Here is an 18,989-nt window from a genome sequence, read left to right as displayed (position 1 = left end):
GATCAGGAAATGAAACATGAAACCGGCTCCTACTCCCGCTGAACGCGATGACTCTTTAGCCCTGCGTGCCGCCTGGCTGCACTACGTGGGCGGTCTGACCCAGGCTGAAGTCGCCAAACGTCTGGGATTACCGTCTGTCAAAACCCATCGCATGATTGCCAAAATGGTCGCGGAGGGTGCGGTGAAGGTGTCGATTGATGGCGATATCATGGCGTGCGTGGCGCTGGAAGATCAGCTGCGCGAAAAGCACGGACTGCGTTTTTGCCACGTTGCGCCTGACCTTGGTGAAGAGGGATTGCCGGTACGAACGCTGGGTATGGCAGGCGCGGATTACCTGCGCAATCTCCTCACGTCGCAGCCTGCGATCACCCTGGGGCTGGGACACGGCCGCACCCTTTCCGCCGCCATTCACCAACTCCCGCGCATTGACGCCCCGCATATGCGCTTCGTTTCTCTGCTGGGCTGTTTGACGCGCAACTATGCGCTCAATCCGCACGATGTCATGCATCGCATTGCCGAAAAGACCGGTGCGCAGGCGTATATGATGCCGGTGCCGTTCTTTGCCAATACTCAGGAAGACCGCGACGTGCTGCTTAAACAGCGCGGCGTCAGCGAAGTGTTTGCCATGGCCGCACAGAGCGAGGTGAAACTGGTGGGGATCGGTACCGTGGAACCGGCCGCGCAATTGGTTGAAGCCGGCATGATTGATGAAGCCGAGATCAACGATATCTCAGCTTCTGGCGCTGTCGGCGAGCTGCTCGGTCATTTCTTTGACGCCAGCGGGCAGATGATTCACAACAGCCTGACGGCGCGCACGCTGTCGGTGGATTTAGAGCTTGCCCACCGCGCCGAGATTGTGGCGCTGGTGGGGGGATTAAGCAAAGTCGACGCGATCCGCGCGGTATTGGCCAGCGGTTTGGTGACGGGATTAATTACCGATGAGTTAACGGCACAGGCGTTAATCGCAGGCTAGAGTGGCCTCCATTCGTCCGCGAATAATCCAAAGACCCAATCGTCCCGCCATTCACCGGCGAGATGATAGCTTTTCCGCAAGGTGCCCTCCTGCTGGAATCCCACTTTTAATAGTGTCCTGCGTGAGGCTTCATTTCCTGCGGTCACAGTGGCAATCAGCTTGCGAAAGCCCAGTTCATTCAGCGCATAACGCGCGATATCGTGAAGTGATTCCGAACCCAATCCTTTGCCTTGAGCCTCTGCTGCCAGTAAAAAACCGACTTCCGCTATACCTGCACCGCGATCAATCAATCCGGTGAGGCCTAACGGCGCAGAGTGCCCCTTTTCTAGGATGACCAGACAGAGCCAATGCGCACTGCCTTTTTGCCAGCGTGGCAATCTTATCTCGAACCTGTCACGTCGAATCTCGTCTTCAGGCTGCGGATCGGCCACATAACGCATCACGCGCTCATCCTGCTGCAGCGAGAGAAAGAATCGCCAGTCATCGGCAACTAACTGGCGATAGTGCAGTTTTTTAGAGGTGATGTTAGGGAACATGGAATCCTTCTTTATGACAATGATGATGGATCCTCACTGGCGGTGCCGCTAAATCAGCGTTAATTCCATTGGCTGCTGGCGCAATATCTCCTGAAACGCCGGGGACAGTTGGTTATCGGTGATCACCTGCTTAAACGGCAATGTCGGCGCCAGGGCGAAAGGATGGATCTGACCAAATTTAGAGGAGTCGGTGAGCGCGACAGTGTGCGTCTGCTTTTCCATGATCGCGTTGACCACATCGCAGCGCAGCATATCGCGACCGGTAAATCCGGTAACGGCATCCCAGCCGTCGATACCGATAAACGCTTTATGAAAATTGAGGTGCTGAATGCACAAACGCGTCAGCGGCCCAACCACGGACTCACTGCTTTTTTGGAACAGCCCGCCGAGAATGATCACATCACCGCCCTTTTCTCTCAACAATCCAGCGATGTAATGGCTTACGGTAATAATCGTGATATCACCGCGTTCACTCAGTTCGCGCGCCAGCAAAGCGTTAGTACTGCCGCCCTCGATAAACACCGTTTCACCCGCGTTAACCAGCGAAGCGGCGTACTCCGCGAGGCGTTTTTTGACGGTAAAGCGGGTCTGCATACGTGCACCAACATCATCGCTTTCTGGCGCCACGGCAGAACCGTGCACGCGGCGCAGAAAGCCGCCTTTCTCCAGAACATTTAGATCCTGACGCACCGTCACTTCAGAAACGCCGGTGGTTTGCGCCAGTTCATTAACGCTGACGCTGCCGCGTTCGCTAACCAGTTGGATAATGTGCTGATGACGTGCGTTCATAATGCCTGCTTCATTTTAAATTTTACTCAGCTTACCAGAAACTGACTCTAAGCCGAGACTGCGACGACCGTTGCTATTTAACGCGTCCAGGGTAAACCGGTCACGCCAGTGGGTTTCATAGTCCTCTTTCGGGAAATCACCCGGTGAAGCACCGGTGGCCAATGCCTGAGCAACCTGAGTGGCATAGGCAGCATTCTTCTCGCACAGGGGCGCAGCAGGGATGTACATCACATTGCCCCAACCCTGTTGATCCTCAACCGGAGCAACCGAGTGAATCACATCACAATGCCACCACACAGAATCACCCGCCTCCATGGCCGGAATCGAGCACAATCCCTCAATCAGTTCCGGATGCCACTGCTGTGAGATGGGCAGCACTTTGCCCGGTGCAACACCGCAAAGCTCATCCTCCGGCACATCTTTTAGCAGTGGACGCAGCAACAGATAAGCCATCGCTTCCGGTACGGGCACCACATGCAGTAATCCCTGATGCAATTGCATATCAGACAGCGCTGTCCATCCCTGGAAAGTGCGGAAAACTGAACATTTGGTGGTCGTGCCGGCCTGATATTCGTTCACTTCGGTGCGATGCGCCGCATCCCAGGGATCGTATTGATCGAATTGGTTATTGAAGATTTTGCTGAACACCTGTTGGTAAGCCGGCAGTAACCAGCGTTCCAGCGCACCGGAATCAGTATGCGCGCCCAGCCCTTTTGATGTCGTGCCAGGTAAACGACGGCGAATACGATCGGGGTAGATAATGCTGACATCAGGGTCAAACCAGCGCGTTCCGTTGGATTCGAAGGTCCACAGGCGATTCAGGAAGGATTGGGTTTGTGCCATGGCGTCGCTCTGGCGCGCAGACATCTGTGCTTCGCTCCAGTAGATCGGGTAAATTTCAGGACGTGATGCATCGAGGCTGCCAAAGAAGTTGTCACCCGGCCCCTTATAGACTTCATCGAAATCATTTTTATCAAGGTATTCCAGCATTGACGCATCCCAGCCCAGCGCCTGCTCGCGCGTAAAGGTTTGCCTGACCACCACACACCCGCGACGACGAATGTGATCCTTCACTTCATCGGAAATGCGCCCAGCGGCGATGTCATCCCAACGTACCTGTGGCCATGCCGTGCCGTTTCGCGCTTCTTCCTCGCGTGCTGCAGCAATTTCGCTGAGGATTTTGCTTCTGACCTGCTCAAACAGGCCCTCAACATCGCCGATTTGCGCTCTGAGCACTTGTTTCATCAAGCGGATATGGTGCTTTGCATCTTCAGGTTGTTGTAAAGAGGTAAAAGATGTATTCATGTTGTCGCTCCGATTGTTTCGAATGAAACTTATCTAAGCTTCATTCATAACAACCTGGCGATATTTCACCTAACCTCAGCGCACGATTTTATGAAATACATCACAAAAAACTGAGAAAAACGCCCAACCGAAAGCGCACCGGAGTGGCTCTCCGGTGCCGGGAAATGAAGAGAAATGACGGGAAATAAAGAGGAAGAAGACGGTAATGTGTGGGAACGAAATGGCTGGGCAGGTGCTATTCCAGCCAGGCGTGATAACGCTGATGAAGTTCAGCCAGATTTTTTACATTGAGTTTGCGCATTGCAGACTGTTTTTGGCTGCTAATGGTTTTAATACTTTTGTCTTTGGCAACAGCAATATCCGTTACGGTACGGCCGCGATAGATGGAGCGGATGATCGTTCTTTCCGTGGTACTGAGTGAAAGCATCGCTTCTTCATACATTCTCGATGAGAATACCTGTCGAAGAGATGAACCCTTTTGCGGTGCAGCGGGTTTGACTTCAAATCCCCAAACCCGATGTTCAAGTACTGCCGTCACCGCATCTTCAACCTCACGCTGATTGCTTTTCCTGTTTAATATCGCTTGCACACCTGATTTTTTATATTTTTGTAATAGTCTGATATCCGATGCGCGGGTTAAAATGATGACAGATGCCGTGGGCAAGTAAGATTTTATCAGCATAGAAATAACATCTGCATTGCCAACCTCAGTGTCGATAATAATCAGATCCAAGTCTTTATCAATGATGTTGATCTGTTCATCATGGGTTTGGATGGGATGGTGAGTCACCGTCACAGCATTTAATGTTGTCAACATGGCGCGAATACCATAATAGGTGATCGCGCTGGGTGTCATGATAGCGATATTTTTATTTTTAAGTTTGCTTGTTGTTATTTTAATGACGCTATGCATTGTTGATATTCCTCAATTGTAATCACGCCAATATGCAATTATTACAGATTCATCTGATCGATATTATCCGATGCCATGCGATTAATCCGATGCGCATATTATTCGCTAGATTGAAGGCTTTCAATACGCTGGCGAAAATGTCACTTAAAAGTCACCAGTATGAATGTTATTTCTATATTAATCAAAGAGATAAGCCTGTGACAAGGCTGTTACCATTCCTGAATGGCATCATCAGCATGCCGTTTTGTCAGACCGTGTTATAATCAGCCGAATGAAAAGTGTGCGTTGAAGATGCACCATGGGGACCAGGCAGAAGTGACCATTATTTTTTTTACCGATACCGGTCTGATCAGGCTGGGAGATAAAGAGATTATTCTTAGCAGGCAAAGTAAACTATGCCTGACGTACATGTGTGAGCATGAAGGTAATATCGTTTCCAAAGAAGCCTTACATGACGCCTGCTGGAAAAACCATGGGGCTGTGGTCTCCGATAATACTGTGCGACAAACCCTTTTTCGCATCAGGAAATCACTCGCTTCACTCGATGTGGAAGGCGAAATTCTTGAAACACTGGGATACATGGGATATCGCTTAAAACCCGGTTGCATTACCCTGGTATCAGACTCACAAAATTATTCGTTACCGGAATGCCAGGATAGTGTGAATCAAAAGCAAGAGACATCAGCGTTCTCGGTTTCTGATACATCGAAATCAGCCGTTAAGAATAAACCGGCGAACATAAAATTAAAGGTACTTACGCTGCTGCTCTGCTGCCTGTTCTTTATCGCGGGCGCTCTGATTCGTGGCCAACAACTTATCCACCCATTGCGATATGGCGAATCACTCCAGCTAAATGGGCACACCATTCTGTTTTCTCAATACGTGGAAAATGACAAACATGAGTCTGCAACGCGCGTGAATTACTGGCTTAACAAAATGCAGGTTTCCATCACGCCGCAAAGCAAAATCTACATTAATGCCGATCGTGGCAACGCGATTAATTTCTTTGTGTGCAATGGCGAAATTGAACTGGCGACAACCTTTTGCCAGACATTTGCGGTTATCGGGAGAAACCATCCATGAGAATGGCTTTTTCTGCGGCATGTTGCCTGTTGGCATTGTTGCTGGGTTGGTTTTCGCTGCCCTATTTTGTACGGCCATTTTCTGGCGATTGCCGGACCGAGACGTTTATTATCTATGATGAACCAGACCGGACCGTGGTAAGCCATGGCTATTGGGATATATTAAGCGGCAGTCGTGAAGGCCATCTTAATGCTTATCTGGCGTTTATGTCACCGCAGGGGTTGGAAAGCAGAATGAGTGTCGATCGCACTGTGAACCTGGATTATGACTACCACTCCGATTCCGTTACGGTATCCACCCGCAAATCTTTTCGCATTGCGGGTCCCGATACGCAAGATCCCGCTGTCGGGAAATATATTGATCCGCTGGCGGACGAGAATTTCACCGCCCGCATCTACCTGTTTAAAGTGGGAAACCAGGTCATTTCTGGCTTCCATTATCGGCCGCTTAACCGGTGTTTGAAACCTGGGTTTTGAGGCGAGTAAGACCGGTCGATCATTTGTTCTGGTAAAGATCCCAACGGTTGCCGTACAAATCCTCGAAAACCACAACCGTGCCATACTCCTCTTCGCGGGGTTCTTCACAGAAAGTGACACCATTGGCTTTCATTTGCTGGTAATCACGCCAGAAGTCGTCCGTTTGTAAAAACAGGAACACGCGGCCGCCGCATTGATTACCAATAAACCCTTGCTGGCGCTCATTCGATGCCTGCGCCAGCAGCAAGTTACAATCGCTCTGCGGATTAGGATTGACCACCACCCAGCGCTTGCCCGGCTGCGGGGTATCTTCGATTAAATGGAACCCCAGTTTTTGCGTATAGTATTCAATCGCGCGGTCATAATCATCGACCACAATAGCGACGTAACCCATGCAACGCTTTTGTGTTCTCATTCTGGTCTCCTTTATATTCTGACGCGGAATCTCATATCAAAATCTACAAATAAAAAGCAGACCGAAGTCTGCTTATTCTCTTCACGCATTGCCACCCGCGACTTTGCGTAATGCCACCACTTCAGCGTGTTCTAGCAGCGGTTCAAGATCCGCGAACAGTTTAACGATGTGTGGGGCATTCAGGTGCTTATCCAGTAATTCCTGGCTTGCCCACTCTTCGGTCCAGACAAAGCGGCGCGGATTTTTGCTATCGATGTTGAGCTGATAGGTCATACACCCTTCTTCGCGCAGCGTCTCTTCAATAACACCACGAAATAAATGCTCAGCTTTGTCTTCGCAACCCGGTTTCGCCGTTAGCAGTGCCACTACAGGAACGGTCATTTTCATCTCCCTTTTAAATAAAATAAGCCAAGCCAAACTAACGCAGCTTATTCCTGTTGTCAGTCTGAAAACGTGCGTTGCCTGATATGCCAGGTTCACGCCATAATTGCGAAAATAACGCGAGGAGTGTTGCATGCCAGAACTGTCAAGTTGGTTAGCGTTTTCATTGGTGGCATTGGGATTGGTGCTAACACCGGGCCCCAATATGATTTACCTGGTTTCACGTTCGCTGTGTCAGGGCAAACGGGCGGGTTATATTTCCCTCGGCGGCGTGGCGTTAGGTTTTGTGTTTTACATGCTGTGCGCGGCGCTTGGCATCACCGCCTGGCTATTGGCGGTACCCTGGGCCTATGATGCGTTGCGTTTCGGTGGCGCACTCTATTTACTGTATCTGGCGTGGCAGGCACTCAAGCCCGGCGGCCGCTCGCCATTCGCCGTGCGCGATCTCCCTGCCGACAATCCGCGTAAATTGTTCACCATGGGTTTCCTCACTAACCTCGCCAACCCAAAAATCGCCATGATGTTTCTGTCACTGTTACCGCAGTTTATTAGCCCGCATCACGGTAGCGTGCTGACGCAGTCGCTGGTATTGGGCGTCACCCAAATTGTGATTAGCCTGACGGTCAATGCGATTTTCATTACTACTGCTGGCCAGGTGTCGACATTTTTACTGGCACGCCCCAGCTGGCAGCGTTTGCAGCGCTGGTTGATGGGGACGGTGTTGGCGGGAATGGCCGTCAAACTCGCTCTGGATGCACGAAAGTAGCGTGCCGTTTAACGTGGCGCGCCGGGGCGCGCCCATTCGTTCGTTAATGACTCAACGCCTGAATGATGTTGTCCGCTGCCATAACGCGATCGTCATTTGGGAACCATTTATTCGCCAGCATAATCACCGCAATTTTCTGTGATGGAATAAACACCGCGTAGGTCGAGAAGCCATTAGTCGAACCGGTTTTGTTATACCACGCCTGTTGTGGCGCAGCCTGCGGTGGCGTGATCAACGTGGCCGACATCCCTTTCATGATGCGCTGGCCGCTGTTGCCGTCCACCAACTGCTGGGCTGAAACGGGCAGCGGATAGTATTCCCACATCATCGCCTGGGTAAACGCGGCGGTTTTGTAGTAGCCCTGATGCGTGGCGTCAATCGCCTGCTGCCACTCCGTCGCCACCTTCTGTTCATCGAGTTGGATCGCCAGCCAGCGAATCAAATCCGCTGATGTCGATTTCAGTCCATAGGATTCAGCATCCAATGGGCCTGGCGTCACACGCACTGGCTTGTCCTGCTTGTTATAACCTTGCGCATATTGGCCCATCGCCGATGCGGGCACCTGAATATAAGTGTGATGCATGCCCATTGCAGGCAACAGTTGCTGTTCCATCGCGCGGATAAATGGCTGATGTAAACTTTTGGCGGCGATCATGCCGAGCATACCAATTCCAAGATTGGAGTAGACACGCTGGGTGCCCGGCTGAGCCGGTGGCTGCCAGTTTTTGTACCAGTTCATCAACTGCTGCTGATTGGTGACATCGTCGGGAACAAACAGCGGCGTACCCGATGTGTGGGTCGCGAGGTTAAGCAGTGACACCTGATCAAACGCACTGCCCTTCAGTTCCGGCAACCAGGTGCTGGCTTTATCACTAAATTGCAGTTTTTTCTGCTGAGCAGCATAGCTCGCCAGGGTGGCGGTAAAGGTTTTGCTGAGTGACCCGATTTCAAACAAGGTCTGCGCGGTAATCGGCTGACGTGTCTCTTTGGATGCCACGCCGTAATTGTAAAACTCGGTTTTGCCATCGTGCAAAATAGCCACCGCCATGCCCGGAATCTGATACTGCTCCATCAACGGTTTAATAATGGCGTCAGGTGAAGGGGTTTGTGCGAAAACGCTACTGCTGGTCAGCAAGCCAATCGCACCGACGATCTTCGAGAAATTCATGATAATCCCTTAATTTTAGTTAAGTCATTATTTTGACACGAAACTAATTTCAGCTCTAATTCAGGTACGACTGCGTCCTCACACTTACACCGTCTTTGTGAGAGCAATCACAACTTTTGAAAATCCCATTAACGATAACTCCTTTTTACGTCAACGATTTAAATCTCACAATACGCTTTACCGCTACGGGTATGGGAAAGGTGACACTCTTTCTTATTCAAGCGTGATCAGTCACATCTACCACAGCAGGTGTACTCGAAATGGCCGCGAGCCGGGGAGCAATCCATGGAGAATAATGCAACACGCGAGCAGCGACTCAGCGCTTTACGACAACGCACGTCGACACCGGTGCTCATTATTGGTGGCGGCATTAACGGCATCAGTACCTTTCGCGAGCTGGCATTACAAGGTATTCCAGCGATTCTGGTGGAAAAAGGCGACTGGTGTCAGGCGGCCAGCGGTGCCTTATCGCGCATGATCCACGGCGGACTGCGCTATCTGGAAACCGGCGAGTTTGCGCTGGTCAAAGAGTCGGTGATTGAGCGCGACCGGCTGCTGAAAAATGCCGCGCACTATGTTTTTCCGCTGCGCACCACCGTCCCGATCGATAATCTGGGGGGTGGACTCATCAATGCCACGCGGCGCTTTCTGCGTCTGAGCGATAAACCCACGCGGCGTGGTGCACTGCTGATCAAAACCGGTCTCAGTCTTTACGATGTTTACACCAAACAGTACGGCTCCATGCCGAAACATCAGGTACGCGCCGAGGCGGCTACGCGCGACCGCTGGCCTGGGTTCGCCTCCTGGGTGAAATACAGCGCCAGCTACTACGATGCCTGGATCAGTGCACCGGAACGACTGGGTTATGAATTGATAGAGGATGCTGAGCGCGCCTGTCCGGACGCACTGGCGCTGAATTATCTGCAACTGGTGAGTGCCGATGGCGAATCCGTTACCTTACAGGATGCACTCAGCGGTGAGCACTTTACTCTGCAGCCGCATGTACTGGTGAATGCCGGCGGCGCGTGGATAGATCAGCTTAATCATCGCCTGGCGCCCTCTGGGCATTTCACCAAACTGATTGGCGGGACTAAGGGTTCGCATCTGATCATCGATCACCCCGAACTGTTACAGATGCTCGATGGGGAAATGGTCTATTTCGAAAACCAGGAAGGCCGCGTTTGCATCATGTTTCCCTGGTTTGGCAAGGTGCTGCTGGGTTCAACGGATATTCGCGTTGACGACCCGGATAGCGTGGTGTGTGAGGAACAGGAAAAAGCCTACATTCTTGAGTCGCTGCGCTTTGTTTTCCCTGACGTCGTGGTGCCGGAATCGTCCATTCTGTACACCTTCTGCGGTGTGCGTCCACTTCCGGCCAGCGACGCCAAAGTTAACGGGCAAATCTCCCGCAATCACTCGCTGGTGCTGCTGCCCCCCGCTGCCGCACATACTTACAGCCTGCTTTGTCTGGTCGGTGGTAAATGGACCACCTTCCGTCAGTTTGGTGAAGAAGCAGCGGACCGGGTATTGCGTCTGATCGGAGAAAAACGCCGGGTATCGAGCGGCGATCTGCCGATTGGCGGCGGCCGCGATTTCCCAGCACCTTCCGGGCAAACCGCGTGGCTTACCCAGCTCGCACAGCAGTATTCCCTGCCACTGCCCCGCGTGTCGCAGTTAGTCCGCCGTTATGGCAGTCGTGCTCTGCCGATCCTGCACCTGATCCAGCAACAGGGTGAACAACCGCTGCAACATCATGCAGGTTACAGCGCGCTGGAACTCCGTTACCTCATTGAGCATGAGCAGGTTCAGCTGCTTGAGGACCTGCTGGTGCGCCGCACCTCGCTGGCGATTTGCGGCGAATTAACCCCCGCACTGGTAGCAGAAATTGCTGAACTGATGGCCGACTTGCGCGGCTGGAACGCCACTCAACGACAACACCATTTACAAAGCAGCTGCGCCAGTCTGGCGCGTCAGCACGGTCTGACCGGTCTTAACCCCACTCTTTTTCAGGAGGAAACACGCCATGTTAGTCAGCAATAAAGTCCGGATGAATCGTCTGTTTCAACACGGCAAATGCCTTGATGTGGCCATCGACCACGGCATTGCTAACGAGCCTGATTTTCTGATTGGGCTGGAAAATATTGAGGGGGTCATGAAAAACCTGATTGCCGCACAGCCGGACGCGATTCAGGTGAATTACGGCCAGGCGGATCTGTTGCAACAGGTCGCAGGCCGTAAGCCAGCATTGGTGATGCGCACGGATGTCGGTAACGCTTACAACGTGGCACGCCATCGTGAGATGTGGGCGGTGTTGCACAACCCTGATGAGCCCATCCTCGCTGCATTGCAGATGGATGCGGCTGCAGTGGTGGTGAATCTCTATCTGATTCCTGATGAACCCGGCATTTTCCGCATGTGCGTGGAAAATATCGGCCGTCTGCGTCAGGCGTGCGATCGTTACGCCATGCCGTTGATGATTGAGCCTCTGGTGATGGCCCCCGCCGGACAAGGTGCGGCTTATGGTTCACTCGGTGATGTCGGGAAAATCGTGCCGCTGGTGCGGTTGGCGCGAGAGCTTGGCGCTGACATCATTAAAGCCGATCCAACGGAAAATGTAGAAGATTTTCACCGCGTCGTGGAAGCAGCGCGCTGCCCTACGCTGGTGCGAGGAGGCGGTAAAGGTGAACTGGCACCGGTACTGGCGAAAAGCGCTGCGTTAATGGCACAAGGTGCCAGCGGTATGGTGTACGGCCGGAACGTGTATCAACACGATAATCCGTCTCGCGTGGTGAAAGCGCTGATGGCAATCATCCACCAGGGCGCCAGCGGCGCGGAAGCCCTGGACATTTATCAGCAGGGTTGAGTTTTACCTGCACCGGCGCTTAAGCGGTGCGCCGTCTTCGTCTGTGAATCGGAGTCGGATATGAGTCAACTTCTCGGCATAGATGCCGGAAACACCATGATCAAAGCGGTACTGTTTGATCTCAGTGGACGCGTGCTGTCGGTTGCCGAATGTGCGGGAGAAACCCACCAGCCGCAGGAAGGTTATGCGGAGCGTCCGGTAGAAGATATCTGGCACGGGGTCAGCGTGGCTGTCACGTGCTGCCTGCAACAGGCGGGCAGCGCGGCGAATGAGGTGATTGCCGTGGGCGCGGCGGGTCACGGTAACGGTCTGTATGCACTTGATAAGCAGCAACAGCCCTTGTTCGGCATTCAATCTATCGACCATCGCGCCGTGGAAACCGTGCAGGACCTGGAAGCCAGCGGCGCCGATAAAGCCATCTATCAACTTTCGCTGCAGAAGCCCTGGCCCGCTGCCACGCCTGTGCTGATAAGCTGGATCAAACAGCATCAGCCCGATCGCTGGACGCAGATCGGCCATTTGTTGTGTGCTAAAGATGTCATCGCCCATTTCCTCTGCGGGGCTATCAGCGCTGAGGTTTCCGATGCCGCCGGGGCTGGATTAATCGATTATCGACAGCGCAATTACAGCCGCGAGTTGATGGCGCTGTATGGCATTGAAGAGGCGCTCAACCTGCTGCCGCCTCTGCGCGAGTCTTGTGCGGTGGTCGGACACGTGACCGCACGCGCCGCGCAACTCACCGGATTACCGTCAGGCATACCGGTGGTGGCCGGCATTTTCGATGTGGTGGCCAGCGCCATTGGTTCTGGCGTGGTGAAAACCGGTGAGGCTTCTATCGTCGCAGGCACCTGGAGCATCAATCAGGTGGTGGTCGATAAACCGGATTACCAGCGGCCCGTGTTTATGAATTCAATTATTGAAAATGATCGCTTTATGGCGATTGAAGCCAGCGCCACTTCGGCCGCCAATCTCGACTGGTTCCTGCGTGAGTTCGATGATGGCCGCGCCGGCAGCGGCGCGGCGCACAGCAGTGATACCGTGGCCCATGTTGATCCCAACCCGCAGTTGCCGCTTTATCATCCTTACCTCTATTCCGGTCGTAAATCTGAGCCCGCAAAAGCGGGGTTTTACGGATTGAGCGGCTGGCATACGCGCGCGGATATGCTGTTTGCGCTGTTTGAAGGCGTGATATTTGCCCATCGCGCGCACATCGATCGCTTGCGCGCGGCAGGGATCCCGTTTACCCACGCAATCCTCTCGGGTGGCGCGGCGCGCAGTTGTATCTGGCCACAAATGTTTGCTGATGTGTTAGGGATTCCGATTCGCGTGGCGGAGTGCAAAGAGACTGGCGCGCTGGGTGCTGCGCTTTGTGCGGGCGTCGGCGTGGGTGTCTGGCCCGATCTGGCCACGGCGGCACAGCACGCAGTACTCCTTAATCCCGGCGAGTTACAGCCACGCCCGGAATGCTTTGCGTTTCATGATGTACGTTATCGGGTGTTCAAAAGGCTGGAGCTGGCGATGAGCGAAATGTGGCATGAAGTCGGTTGAATTAACTGGTTATTTTTATGCCAGGCGGTAATGTTGTGTTCTCGTCGAATTCAATAGGGATAGCGTCGTGCAGATCAATCAATTACCGTTTGGCATTACCGACTGGAGCGCCCTCGAAACCGAAAAACATCCGGGCGACAGCGGGTTTGCGCTGTGGCGCACTCAGCGTTTTGGCGATATTCGTGTGCGTATGGTGGAGTATTCGCCGGGTTATCTCGCCGATCACTGGTGCAGCAAAGGTCATATATTGCTGTGTCTGGAAGGCGAAATGATCACCGAACTGGAAGATGGCCGCACTTTTACTTTGACGCCGGGCGTGAGTTATCAGGTTGCCGATAATGCCGAAGCACATCGTTCCTCCACGACACACGGTGCGAAGCTATTTATCGTCGATTAGCTCCCGGGCCGCGGCTATGCAATGCGGGCATACGGTAGTCTGAGAAGATAATGCGCGGTTTCTTCTGACTAATTCGCTGTTGCTGCAGTCATCGCGTTAACCCTTTCTACGCGCTTCGCATTTGATCACCGTAACAAGAACGCAAATCCGTAAGTTGCGGGCACCGACGTATTGACGACGTCAGTGCCCGCGTCAGGATCACTTCGCCATGGCGTACGCGGCGGTGAGATCGACGCGCTGCCAGAAGGATTGCTCAGCATTACCCGACAACGGATAACCGTTTGGTAAGGCGGTTTTCACCATCAGGCGTCGAATCTGCGCGTCAGACAGATGCGGCAGCGCCGTTTTCAGCAGGATCTCTGCGCCCTGCGGTATCTGAACCGGCGTATTTTTCACATTGGCTTTGGGCAGATTGTAGCTCATCGTGAAACGATAGAACTGCTTCATATCCGGCGCGCGGTAAGGATCGTCCTTGCCGGTCGAACGTGCGCATTCAGCCAGTGAGGTGCCGCACTCTTTCTCTAACGCGGTACGCAATTGATCGCGCGCCTCTTTGAACAACACCTGATAGCGAGCATCGTTAAGGTAGGTCGCCACGTTGCGCTCTGCCACCATGCGTGAACCCATCACGTCCAGCGGATAGTGCACGCCCAGCACCAGACGCGAATAACCATAACGCGCACCGCGTGTCACCAGCGCTTCAAAGCGTTCTGGCACCATTTCGGCCATCAGCAGCGCATCGGTATAACCGGTATTGGTGTGCCCGCTGGGGAACGATCCGCCGTCCGCGGTATATCGCACATTGTATTTAACCACCACATCATCCGGTACCAGATGTATGGTGTTGCCTTCATGCAGGAACGGGCGCGGGTAGTTGAAATGTTTTTTAGCGGCGCTGGTGCTGACCTCACTGGCTTTAATCAGCGCAGCAGCTTTATTGATTTCACCTTTGTCATAAGCCGCGATGAAAGCTTTGCCGAGACGCGGCCCCATCGCATCAGACAGGAAATAGAGCGAGCTGATCGCTTCCGCATCCTGTAACGCCTGATGGCGCATGTTCTGCGTGGCATTCAGGTTGATATCGGTCACGGTGGCGCGGTTAGCCGTCAATACGCTGTCCGGCAATGTGCTGAAACCTGATAACAGCGCGATGCCAGCCTGCTGATTTTGCTTGACGTTAAAATCGTAACCGCTGCTTTTGAGCCACGCTTTGTCTGCCTGCGTGCTGGTCTGTTTAGCTTTTTCCAGTTGCTCACGTTTCAGTGTCGCACTGTCACCTTGCAGCCAGGCGCGCTGAGCCTGTAGCGACTGCTGTTCCAGCTGCGTATAGCCTGGGGTTGAACCGGTTGACGTTTGCGCGGCCAGTGCCGCTGCCTGCGGCAGCGTTGCCGCATGAGCTTGTTGAGCGAGCAGTAAAACCGTTGCAATCAGTGTATAGCGGGTTTTCATTATTTTCCCTGTTATCAGAATATTACCTTGCCGGGGAAACACGCTAGCACCCTGTTATGACAGATTTATTTCATTTATCGGCACTCGTTCGAACAGTTTTGTACGCAAATTTGTGCGAGCGATCCACAGCCACCGCCGTTGTCATTTTTGCATTGCGACTGCTGGATGTAGCAATTCTGCTGACAAGACGAGAGGTCGCATTTGGCGGCAACCGGCGTCAACTGCGCCACCGGCACTTTCTTATCCGGTTGCCATTGGGTTTGCGCTATCGCACAGGCACTGAACAGCATGACCAACACCATTATCCACTTCATATGACGCTCCTCGCGAAAAGGTTCTACATAGTATGGCGTCTCCTCTGCCAAACGCCATATTGCAACATTCGATTCACCTTCGGCTTTAGGCGCCCTATTGTCGTGCAAATTGTTGCGCGATAACGGTGCAGCACACACTTTGCGGAATCAAATATAACTCATTTAAATCAATGAAATACACAATAAGCACGCGAAGAAAACTTAATGGTACGAAAGTTGCAGGAGACATCAGGTAGACAAAGGAGACAGTGATGAAAGCGATTGTGATTGGAGCGGGTATTGGTGGCATGAGCGCGGCGATTGCGCTGGAGAAAGCGGGATTCGAGACCGCCGTATTTGAAGCGGTTAAAGAGATGAAGCCGGTCGGCGCGGCCATCTCTATCTGGCCCAACGGCGTAAAATGCCTGAACGCGCTCGGCATGAAAAAGCAACTGCGGGCTCTGGGCGGCAATATGGCGTTTATGGCCTATAACGATGCGCACACTGGCAGCACCCTGACCCGCTTTAGCCTGTCACCCCTGGTGCAGCAGGTGGGAGAATACCCTTATCCAGTGGCACGCGCCGAGTTGCAGGCGATGCTGATTGATACCTATGGTCGCTCGCGTATCCAGTTTGGCAAACGCGTGACGCAGGTCGAGCAAAGCGCGATGGGCGTGACTGCATGGTTTGATGATGGCAACCAGGCTGAAGGCGATTTCCTTGTCGCTGCTGACGGTACGCATTCCGTGATCCGCCACTATGTGTTGGGAGAACATGTCGAACGACGCTACGCCGGCTACGTTAACTGGAACGGTTTGGTCACCGTCGATGAAAGCATCGCCCCAGCCGATCAGTGGACAACCTTTGTTGGCGAGGGTAAGCGCGTCTCGTTGATGCCGGTGAGCGGCAATCGCTTTTACTTCTTCTTTGACGTGCCTTTGCCCAAGGGCTTAGCCGAAGATCGTTCCACTCTGCGGCAGGATCTGAAGAATTACTTCAGCGGCTGGGCCGATCCGGTGCAGCGTCTGATCGACACTATCAATCCCGACACCACCAATCGGGTTGAAATTCACGACATTGAACCCTTTAGCCGTTTCGTCAAAGGTCGTGTGGCCTTGCTCGGCGATGCCGCCCACAGCACCACGCCGGATATCGGCCAGGGCGGCTGTGCCGCGATGGAAGATGCGGTGGTGCTGGCGCAGACGCTGGCCTCGCATTCGCTGGGTATCGAAGATGGATTGCAGCGCTACGAGGCGCGCCGCGTGGAACGCACCAAAGATTTGGTGCTGAAAGCACGCAAACGCTGCGATGTAACGCATGCGAAAGATGCGGAAGTCACCGCTGCGTGGTATGCCGATTTGAAAAACGAAACCGGCGAGCGGGTGCTGGCCGGGATGTGTGACACCATTGAAGGTGGCCCGTTGGGTTAAAGCTTGGGCGCACCGCCAGGAATGACCCCATACTCGTTGGAACGATGTCCAACTTTCGGGGTTCACTTCACGCCGTGCGCCCTGCTTATCACGCCTCTTCTAAACCGCGATTCTTCAGCATCGGACCAATCTCCGGTGCTTTTCCACGCCATGCCAGCCACAGATGTTGCAGATCGCTGCTGTTACCGCGTGAAAGAATATGATCGCGGAACTGCTGGCCATTCTCGCGACTCAACCCGCCACGTTCAACAAAGGCCTGGTAACCATCATCGGCTAACATCTGCGTCCAGATATACGCGTAATATCCGGCCGCATACCCTCCGCCCCAGATATGGCGGAAATAAGTGGAGCGATAACGCGGTGGTACGGTCGCTAACGCGATCTGCTCTGCCGCCAGCGCCTGTAGTTCAAAGTGACTGACATCCTGCGGATTGTCCTGCGTGGTCAGCGAATGCCATTGCAGATCCAGCAACGCCGCCGCCAGCAGTTCGGTCATGTCGTAGCCCTTGTTGAATTTAGCTGCGCGCACCATCTTCTCGCGCAGTTCCACGGGCATCGCATCGCCACTCTGATAATGACGGGCATAGTTGGCGAACACTTTTTCATCGCTGGCCCAGTGCTCGTTAATCTGCGAAGGGAACTCGACGAAATCGCGTGGCGTAGCGGTGCCGGACAGGCTTGGATAACGTTGAGTCGCAAACAGTCCGTGCAGCGCATGGCCGAATTCGTGGAACAGTGTGATCACCTCATCCCAGCTGAGCAACGCAGGTTGCCCAGCCTGCGGTTTGGTGTAATTGCAGACGTTGTAAATCACCGGTTTGGTGCCAAGCAGCGTCGTCTGATCAACGAAGTTGCTCATCCAGGCGCCGCCGCTTTTGTTATCACGCTTGTAGAAGTCGGTATAGAACAACGCCAGTGGCGTATCGTCAGCATCGAAGATTTCATAAACGTTGACGTCCGGATGATACACCGGCAGATCGTGACGCTGCGCGAAGCGAATACCAAACAGCTGGCTGGCGGACCAGAACACGCCCTTTTCCAGTACGTTATTCAGTTCAAAGTACGGGCGGATTTGGCTCTCATCCAGGGCATATTTAGCTTTTCTCACTTGTTCAGCATAGAAATTCCAGTCCCAGGCGCGCAGCGGGAAATTGTGGTGCTGCTGCTCAATGATCTGCTGGATGTCCGCGGCTTCTCGCTCGGCGCGGGCGCGCGCCGCCGGGACGATATTACGCATAAACGCAAAAGCAGCATCCGGCGTTTTCGCCATCTGATCCTGCATACTCCACTCCGCGTAAGTATTGAAACCCAGCAGTTTCGCCTGTTCTGCGCGCAGCTGCGCCATGCGTAACACAATCGCACGCGTATCGTTTTCATCGCCCTGTTCGCTGCGCGTCAGTGCCTGATTGAATAAGGCTTCGCGCGTGGCACGCACTTCCAGCGACTGCAAGGCGGGCTGTTGCGTGGTGTTTTGTAACGGCAGCAGCCATTCGCCGTGTAATCCACGCGCTTCCGCTGCGGCTTTAGCATGGGCTAACTCTTCTTCACTCAATCCTGCCAGCGCCGCCACACTGCTCACCGTATACGCGCCCGCTTTGGTCGCCGCCAGTAGCTTGTTGCCAAAACGGGTACTCAGCGTGGCGAGTTCCTGATTACAGGCACGCAGCTGAGCTTTATCCGCATCGCTCAGACTGGCACCGGCCAGCTGGAAGTGCTGCCAGGTGACTTCCACCAGACGCATCGACTCTGCATCCGGGCAGGCAGAACCGCGATGCTGGTACACGCTGTCGAGACGGGCAAACAGCTGGCTGTTCAGATGGATTTCATCACTCAGCGCGGTGAGTTTAGGGGTGATCAGTTCATCCACTTCCTGCAACAAATCACTGGTATTCGCCGAGGTCATGGCCCCAAACACCAGATTAACGCGGTTTAGCAATTGCCCGCTGCGCTCCAGGGCTTCATAGGTGTTGGCAAAAGTGGCCGGTTCAGGATTATTGGCGATGGCTGCAATTTCCTGACGTTTTTCTTCGATACCCGCTTCGAGAGCCGGGAGAAAATCGGCTTCCTCAATCAGGTCAAAAGGCGGAGTTTGATAGGGCAATGCACTGACGGTGAAAAACGGATTGGCTCGTGAAGTCATTATCGCTCCTGATAATCAGCAACGCCGCAACCAGTGCGGCGGGATGCTTCTATCCTGGCAGTTT

At 53.5% G+C, this 18,989-nt stretch carries 19 protein-coding genes; 9 read left to right on the top strand and 10 right to left on the bottom strand.

Features of this window, described 5'->3' with window-relative positions:
* The first annotated feature begins 16 nt into the window (after positions 1–16).
* Positions 17–973 carry a sugar-binding transcriptional regulator gene (locus tag VI01_RS05290; protein ID WP_038646961.1) on the top strand — a complete coding sequence of 319 codons (957 nt, stop codon included), beginning with the start codon at positions 17–19 and terminating at the stop codon, positions 971–973.
* Here VI01_RS05290 and VI01_RS05285 read toward each other — a convergent pair.
* The 4 genes from VI01_RS05285 to VI01_RS05270 all read right to left on the bottom strand — a co-directional run bounded on the left by VI01_RS05285 (position 970) and on the right by VI01_RS05270 (position 4,516).
* A complete protein-coding gene (locus VI01_RS05285) occupies positions 970–1,509 on the bottom strand; it encodes a GNAT family N-acetyltransferase (RefSeq protein WP_045814255.1) in 540 nt (179 codons plus the stop codon). The two genes, VI01_RS05290 and VI01_RS05285, sit on opposite strands and share 4 nt — an antisense overlap.
* Before the next feature lie 48 nt (positions 1,510–1,557).
* Positions 1,558–2,298 (bottom strand): DNA-binding transcriptional regulator YciT, encoded by a 741-nt coding sequence (locus VI01_RS05280; protein WP_045814254.1) that lies wholly within the window; start codon positions 2,296–2,298, stop codon positions 1,558–1,560.
* A 15-nt stretch (positions 2,299–2,313) separates the two neighbouring features.
* A complete protein-coding gene (locus tag VI01_RS05275) occupies positions 2,314–3,603 on the bottom strand; it encodes a DUF1479 domain-containing protein (protein WP_045814253.1) in 1,290 nt (429 codons plus the stop codon).
* Positions 3,604–3,838: 235 nt separating this feature from the next.
* Positions 3,839–4,516 carry a LuxR C-terminal-related transcriptional regulator gene (locus VI01_RS05270; RefSeq protein WP_045814252.1) on the bottom strand — a complete coding sequence of 226 codons (678 nt, stop codon included), beginning with the start codon at positions 4,514–4,516 and terminating at the stop codon, positions 3,839–3,841.
* Positions 4,517–4,831: 315 nt separating this feature from the next.
* On the opposite strand from VI01_RS05270, the gene VI01_RS05265 reads away from it, so the two are divergent.
* The gene (locus tag VI01_RS05265) at positions 4,832–5,599 is read left to right on the top strand and encodes a winged helix-turn-helix domain-containing protein (RefSeq protein WP_197079566.1); all 768 of its coding nucleotides are present in this window, start codon (positions 4,832–4,834) and stop codon (positions 5,597–5,599) included.
* A complete protein-coding gene (locus VI01_RS05260) occupies positions 5,596–6,075 on the top strand; it encodes a hypothetical protein (protein ID WP_038646951.1) in 480 nt (159 codons plus the stop codon). Before VI01_RS05265 ends, VI01_RS05260 begins: the two co-directional genes overlap by 4 nt.
* A gap of 19 nt (positions 6,076–6,094) precedes the next feature.
* On the opposite strand, the gene VI01_RS05255 is transcribed toward VI01_RS05260, so the two are convergent.
* Together VI01_RS05255 and VI01_RS05250 are read right to left on the bottom strand one after the other, a co-directional pair.
* Positions 6,095–6,490 carry a VOC family protein gene (locus tag VI01_RS05255; protein WP_038646949.1) on the bottom strand — a complete coding sequence of 132 codons (396 nt, stop codon included), beginning with the start codon at positions 6,488–6,490 and terminating at the stop codon, positions 6,095–6,097.
* A gap of 81 nt (positions 6,491–6,571) precedes the next feature.
* Positions 6,572–6,871: a putative quinol monooxygenase gene (locus tag VI01_RS05250; RefSeq protein WP_045814250.1), complete on the bottom strand. Its 300-nt coding sequence runs from the start codon at positions 6,869–6,871 to the stop codon at positions 6,572–6,574.
* A gap of 133 nt (positions 6,872–7,004) precedes the next feature.
* Here VI01_RS05250 and VI01_RS05245 point away from each other — a divergent pair, with 133 nt between their 5' ends.
* Positions 7,005–7,637 (top strand): LysE family translocator, encoded by a 633-nt coding sequence (locus VI01_RS05245; RefSeq protein WP_045814249.1) that lies wholly within the window; start codon positions 7,005–7,007, stop codon positions 7,635–7,637.
* Positions 7,638–7,680: 43 nt separating this feature from the next.
* Here the strand turns inward: VI01_RS05245 and ampC are convergent, their stop codons facing one another.
* A complete protein-coding gene (gene ampC / locus VI01_RS05240) occupies positions 7,681–8,808 on the bottom strand; it encodes a class C beta-lactamase (protein WP_369801861.1) in 1,128 nt (375 codons plus the stop codon).
* A gap of 282 nt (positions 8,809–9,090) precedes the next feature.
* On the opposite strand from ampC, the gene VI01_RS05235 reads away from it, so the two are divergent.
* The 4 genes from VI01_RS05235 to VI01_RS05220 all read left to right on the top strand — a co-directional run bounded on the left by VI01_RS05235 (position 9,091) and on the right by VI01_RS05220 (position 13,613).
* Positions 9,091–10,845 (top strand): glycerol-3-phosphate dehydrogenase/oxidase, encoded by a 1,755-nt coding sequence (locus VI01_RS05235; protein ID WP_045814248.1) that lies wholly within the window; start codon positions 9,091–9,093, stop codon positions 10,843–10,845.
* On the top strand, positions 10,829–11,668 hold the full coding sequence (locus VI01_RS05230; RefSeq protein WP_045814247.1) for a class I fructose-bisphosphate aldolase: 840 nt from the start codon (positions 10,829–10,831) through the stop codon (positions 11,666–11,668). The genes VI01_RS05235 and VI01_RS05230 overlap by 17 nt, the downstream gene beginning before the upstream one ends.
* A 60-nt stretch (positions 11,669–11,728) precedes the next feature.
* Positions 11,729–13,216: an FGGY-family carbohydrate kinase gene (locus VI01_RS05225; protein ID WP_045814246.1), complete on the top strand. Its 1,488-nt coding sequence runs from the start codon at positions 11,729–11,731 to the stop codon at positions 13,214–13,216.
* 67 nt (positions 13,217–13,283) lie between these two features.
* The gene (locus VI01_RS05220) at positions 13,284–13,613 is read left to right on the top strand and encodes a DHCW motif cupin fold protein (RefSeq protein WP_045814245.1); all 330 of its coding nucleotides are present in this window, start codon (positions 13,284–13,286) and stop codon (positions 13,611–13,613) included.
* Positions 13,614–13,811: 198 nt separating this feature from the next.
* Here VI01_RS05220 and VI01_RS05215 read toward each other — a convergent pair whose 3' ends face one another.
* Both VI01_RS05215 and VI01_RS05210 read right to left on the bottom strand, forming a co-directional pair.
* A complete protein-coding gene (locus tag VI01_RS05215; protein ID WP_045814244.1) occupies positions 13,812–15,062 on the bottom strand; it encodes a phosphatase PAP2 family protein in 1,251 nt (416 codons plus the stop codon).
* 74 nt (positions 15,063–15,136) lie between these two features.
* Positions 15,137–15,376 (bottom strand): hypothetical protein, encoded by a 240-nt coding sequence (locus tag VI01_RS05210; protein WP_045814243.1) that lies wholly within the window; start codon positions 15,374–15,376, stop codon positions 15,137–15,139.
* 251 nt (positions 15,377–15,627) lie between these two features.
* On the opposite strand from VI01_RS05210, the gene hpxO reads away from it, so the two are divergent.
* Positions 15,628–16,785 (top strand): FAD-dependent urate hydroxylase HpxO, encoded by a 1,158-nt coding sequence (gene hpxO / locus VI01_RS05205; RefSeq protein ID WP_045814242.1) that lies wholly within the window; start codon positions 15,628–15,630, stop codon positions 16,783–16,785.
* Positions 16,786–16,873: 88 nt separating this feature from the next.
* Here hpxO and dcp read toward each other — a convergent pair whose 3' ends face one another.
* A complete protein-coding gene (gene dcp / locus VI01_RS05200) occupies positions 16,874–18,925 on the bottom strand; it encodes a peptidyl-dipeptidase Dcp (RefSeq protein ID WP_045814241.1) in 2,052 nt (683 codons plus the stop codon).
* Positions 18,926–18,989: the final 64 nt, after the last annotated feature.

It is taken from the genome of Pantoea sp. SM3 (assembly GCF_000963995.1).
Lineage (GTDB): Bacteria > Pseudomonadota > Gammaproteobacteria > Enterobacterales > Enterobacteriaceae > Pantoea > Pantoea rwandensis_B.
This window is presented reverse-complemented; position numbering and strand designations above follow the sequence as displayed.